4 protein-coding genes are annotated in these 4782 nt (G+C 41.8%); 2 read left to right on the forward strand and 2 right to left on the reverse strand.

What is annotated here, in order from left to right:
• The coding region (locus tag ACUVJL_RS08790; RefSeq protein WP_445245493.1) for a tetratricopeptide repeat protein at window positions 1-490 on the forward strand (490 nt) is incomplete at its 5' end.
• Between the two features lie 323 nt (window positions 491-813).
• Here ACUVJL_RS08790 and ACUVJL_RS08795 read toward each other — a convergent pair.
• Window positions 814-1908: a hypothetical protein gene (locus tag ACUVJL_RS08795; RefSeq protein ID WP_445245494.1), complete on the reverse strand. Its 1095-nt coding sequence runs from the start codon at window positions 1906-1908 to the stop codon at window positions 814-816.
• Window positions 1909-2476: 568 nt separating this feature from the next.
• Window positions 2477-3775, reverse strand: coding sequence for a glutamate-1-semialdehyde 2,1-aminomutase (hemL, locus tag ACUVJL_RS08800; protein WP_445245495.1), 1299 nt, complete (start codon window positions 3773-3775; stop codon window positions 2477-2479).
• A gap of 355 nt (window positions 3776-4130) precedes the next feature.
• Here hemL and hisIE point away from each other — a divergent pair, with 355 nt between their 5' ends.
• Window positions 4131-4781 carry a bifunctional phosphoribosyl-AMP cyclohydrolase/phosphoribosyl-ATP diphosphatase HisIE gene (hisIE, locus tag ACUVJL_RS08805; RefSeq protein ID WP_445245496.1) on the forward strand — a complete coding sequence of 217 codons (651 nt, stop codon included), beginning with the start codon at window positions 4131-4133 and terminating at the stop codon, window positions 4779-4781.
• Window position 4782: the final 1 nt, after the last annotated feature.

Raw genomic sequence — 4782 nt, forward strand, 5'->3', positions numbered from 1 at the left:
CCAATTAGGAGACAATACGCAGGCGATCGCCGATTACAACACAGCACTCGGCATCGATCCACAAAATGTTTATGCGTATTATAACAGAGGTTGCGTTCGCTATAAATTAAAACAAATGCAGCTTGCAATTGAAGACTTTGACAAAGCAGTGGAACTCGACCCGAACCATGTTAAAGCTTATCTCAACCGGGGTTTAGCGCTGTATAAACTGGGAGATGTTACGGCTGCAAATAAGGATTTTTACCACGTAATGTGCATTAATGCTGAAGCTTATTTATACTACCAAGCCCAGCGCTGCACGCCGGATATTAATTCGTACTTTAAAGAAGTGCCGCAGGTGGAACTTAATAATGCTGTAGAATACTACAACACAACATTATATACGATGTCAACTTCCTTAAGTTCGCCAGCATTAAACTCGAACTGGAATCAAGAAGATTTGGACAGCAGAGACTCGATTATCTGTGAAGGTGAATTTATCAATAATTGATTTAGTCAGTAGTCATTAGTCATTAGTCATTAGTCAGCAGTCATCAGTAGACATCTCCCGAAAAGCTCAAAGAGTGTAAGGGACTGGATTGTGCAGAATTTGTACAGTTGGTTGACTTGGAGAAATTTGACGCTAGAATCAGGATTGTGAGCAGTTCTAGTTAAAAATTGAGGAAAAATATTGATGATTTTTATCAATTATTTTCAGAATTATGTCGGCAATTAACTAGATCAAATTCAACCCCCTATTCTGAATCTAACCAGACCACAAATTGCTAGATTTACTTGCTCATGATTTTTTTCTTTTAATCGAATTTTTTATTATTACCTAGTTGGTTGATTAGAACCTGTAAGTCTATTCAAAATTGGTTCAAAAATTCTTTCTGGTCCAAACCAGCCCCCAATAAGTGATGAAATAAGTGCAATTAAAAAAGCCCAACTTTGGTCAAAACTCGGATTTAAAGAGGCTAAAAACAGGGAAAATATAGAAAATACTATGCCACTTATTACACCCAAAAGCAGTATCACTTTCCAAGATTTTTGATTTTCTCTATTTCTCTTTGTTGAGTTGTTCAATAAAGCCATTACACTTCCTACAATTCCAGCAATGGTAATAGGGAGTAATGGACTCCAAAAATCCACCTCAGTTGTCACAGATTCCATACTGGACGAGTCAGCTTTAATTGTAACGTTCCCAGCTAGGTTAGGTACAAAATCTATAGAGGCCGAGGATTGCCCTGAAGGTATTACAAGAGTTACGTTATTGTAATGTTTCCCGTCTTGTAAAAATGTTCCATGGCCGTTAACTATCGAGAGATTAATTCGACGCTCTTCATTTGAGTTTTTAAATTTATTATTATTATCTGTTAAACTAGCAGTAATTCCACATCTTATTAGACTTCCCAAAAACATATTTTTGGGTGGACTAGCGGCTAGTGATATTTTCAAAGGTTCGACAAAATTAATTTTAATACTCTTGCCTGAAAGCCATGTACCGCCAGGAAGTAGGGCTTGATAGTTGACTATTGATTGACCAGCTATTTTTGAAGTCAAGCGAGCATAGTTTTTAGAATTTTGAGTATTTTCCTGTATTATTAAGTCTGTTGCATTGAGTTCTCCAATACCTCCTTCCTGAAGGTGTACTTTAATTGGTTGACCGGGTTTAGCATGTTTACTTAGTTGCGCTGTAATTGTTGCATAATCCTTTCCATCAGCTAGAATCTGGCATCCTTGAGATGTGTCTTTAATAACCAAGGTTAGGGAGTATTCGTCTCTCCCTAGCCTAAATATATAACTATCTTTATTTTGACACTCCACAGCCTGTGAATTTACCTGAGTCCCTACTACAAAAAATGAAAATATTACTAACAAAAAAATACTTAAAATTTTTGTTCTACTTAAAATAAAACTATTTTTCATACTTACTTGACCTTAGTTGAAAAAAAACGTTTTTACTTATGATATTAAGAATACTTAGGAATTAGTGGTTTGCCTTTTAAGCTGAAAGTTGTTTTTAATCTACCTAGCCAAAACCACTTTTTACTCAAATTTATGTGCTTGTACCCTCAGTCAATCGATTTGAGATTTTAGATTTGAGATTTTAGATTGACCCCACGGATAAATGCGGGGGCTTGAGGATTTTCGATTTTCGAAAAGGGATTGATTCCACGGATAAATCCGGGGGCTTGTACCACCTTTGAAATTCTTGGTCAGAAGAAAATTTGATAGCAGGAATGCTCCAGCGTCTGCTAGTTATAGCTAAGCGGTTGGCGCTTAAGACATAATCTATGTTAGGCTAATTTTGCTTACAACTACCAGCTTGCTTTATTAATTTTTGTAACGGCTCGTACTCTAGTCCAATTAATCGTTTCCGGAGATGTCTAGTCAACAGTCAGAAGGAAAAATTAAAGTCCTTACTGCCAAAAAACAGCAAGGACTTTAATCATTTATTCCTGAGTTTTAAGGACGAACGTCCTTACTACACACGTTAAATACTTGCCATTACTTCGCGCGCTGCAACCAAAGTTCGATCTACATCTTCCTCAGTATGAGCCAAAGAAGTAAATCCCGCCTCAAACTGCGAAGGAGCCAGATAAATACCGTGTTCCAACATTCCCCGATGAAAGCGACTGAACTTCGTCAAATCTGACTTCTTGGCATGATCGTAATTATGAACCGGGCCCGCCGCAAAAAACAAGCCAAACATCCCGCTAATTTGCCCGCCACAAGCGGCGTGTCCGGCTTCCTTAGCAATTTTTAGCAATCCGTCGGACAGTTTTTTGGTAATCTTATCCAACTGTTCGTAAGTGCCGGGTTTTTGCAACAATTCCAAAGTCTTAATCCCAGCAGTCATCGCCAAAGGATTTCCCGAAAGCGTACCAGCTTGATACATCGGCCCAGCAGGAGCCACCATCCCCATAATATCGCGCCGTCCGCCGTAAGCTCCCACCGGCAAACCGCCGCCAATAACTTTACCCAAAGTTGTCAAATCCGGGGTAACGCCGAATTTTTGCTGAGCTCCACCGTAGGCGATGCGGAAACCGGTCATTACTTCATCAAACACCAACAAAGCACCGTTATCTTTGGTAATTTCCCGCAAACCTTCGAGAAAACCTGCATCGGGTACAATAAATCCGGCATTCCCCACCACTGGTTCGAGAATTACCCCTGCTATCTCGCCCGGATTTTCCGCAAATAAAGCTTTTACTGCTTCTAAGTCATTGTAGGGAGCGTTGAGGGTGTTGGCGGTAACGGATTTCGGCACGCCCGGGGAGTCGGGAAGGCCCAGAGTTGCCACGCCGGAACCTGCTTTTACCAAGAACATATCGGCGTGTCCGTGATAGCAGCCTTCAAATTTAATCAGTTTATCGCGTCCGGTGAAAGCTCGCATTAGCCGCAAAACGGCCATACAGGCTTCGGTGCCAGAATTGACAAATCGCACCATTTCAATGCTGGGAACCGCATCGATGACCATTTCTGCCAGCACGTTTTCCAACAGCGACGGTGCCCCGAAACTTGTACCTTTTTCTAAAGATTCGTGAAGGGCTTTGATGACTTCGGGGTGGGCGTGGCCGCAGATAGCTGGACCCCAAGTGCCTACGTAGTCGATGTATTGGTTTTCATCAACATCCCAAACATAGGCTCCTTTTACCCTGTCAAAGACGATGGGCTGTCCGCCTACAGATTTGAAGGCGCGGACCGGGGAACTGACGCCACCAGGCATCAACTTCTGGGCAGCGGCAAAAATTTCTTCTGATTTGGTGGTTTTCAAGGTTGTGGAAACCAATGTTTTCTCCTTAGTGAACGTCTGTTGTTGGTAGGATACTTTTATAGCGACTTCAGGATAAGGGTTAGGTCGATTCAAGGAAACTATGTTAATAGATTTTAGGGTACAAACCAATGAGTAGCAATAGCAGCTTAGGTTTTTCGGGCTTTGTCGCACTAGCACCGTGAAGCGAAGCTATCCCGTAGGGAATCGCCCTAAAGTGTAATTTTTTGTAAAAGAGTTCTTGACAATTTGTCCATCACTTCCTCAATCTCCTCTCTTCTCTTCCTCTGCGTCCTCTGCGTTCTCTGCGGTTAATAAAAAAAAATCTCCCACAGGAAAGCCTTAATCAATATTACAAAGTTGAAATAAAACTATGTCTACTAATGATTTATCGAGTTTGAGCCGATCGATCCCAATTGAAAAGATCCGTTACGACGATCGCGGTTTAGTGCCAGCGATCGTCCAAGATTATTTGGACGGTACAGTGTTGATGATGGCATGGATGAGTCGGGAGTCCCTGCAAAAAACGCTCTCTACCGGGCAAACTTGGTTCTGGAGTCGTTCTCGTGCCGAATTGTGGCCCAAAGGCGCCACTTCGGGACACGTTCAAAATGTCAAAGCCCTGCGTTACGACTGCGATAGTGATGCCTTGCTGGTGACTGTCGAACAAGTCGGAGATATTGCTTGTCACACGGGAGAAAGAAGTTGTTTTCACCAAGTTGATGGGGAAATTCAACCGCCGCCAGGGGATATGTTATCTCAATTATTTGGGGTAATTTGCGATCGGCGCGACAATCCTAACGAAACTTCTTATACTTGCAAATTGTTCGAGGGTGGCGACAACAAGATTCTCAAGAAAATTGGCGAAGAGTCGGCGGAAGTTGTAATGGCTTGCAAAGATGACGACAAAGAGGGGATTGCTGGGGAAGTTGCGGATTTATTTTATCACGCTTTAGTTGCTTTGGCTCACCATCAAGTTGATTTGAGAGCAGTTTACCGCAAATTGGACGATCGACGAAAATAAT

Origin of the sequence: Microcoleus sp. OTE_8_concoct_300, from assembly GCF_031383065.1 — a bacterium.
GTDB lineage: Bacteria > Cyanobacteriota > Cyanobacteriia > Cyanobacteriales > Microcoleaceae > Microcoleus.

Excerpts from the sequence above, each read along its gene's own strand:
- hisIE (WP_445245496.1), top strand. The coding sequence starts at position 4,131 with ATGTCTACTAATGATTTATCGAGTTTGAGCCGATCGATCCCAATTGAA.
- ACUVJL_RS08795 (WP_445245494.1), bottom strand. The coding sequence starts at position 1,908 with ATGAAAAATAGTTTTATTTTAAGTAGAACAAAAATTTTAAGTATTTTT.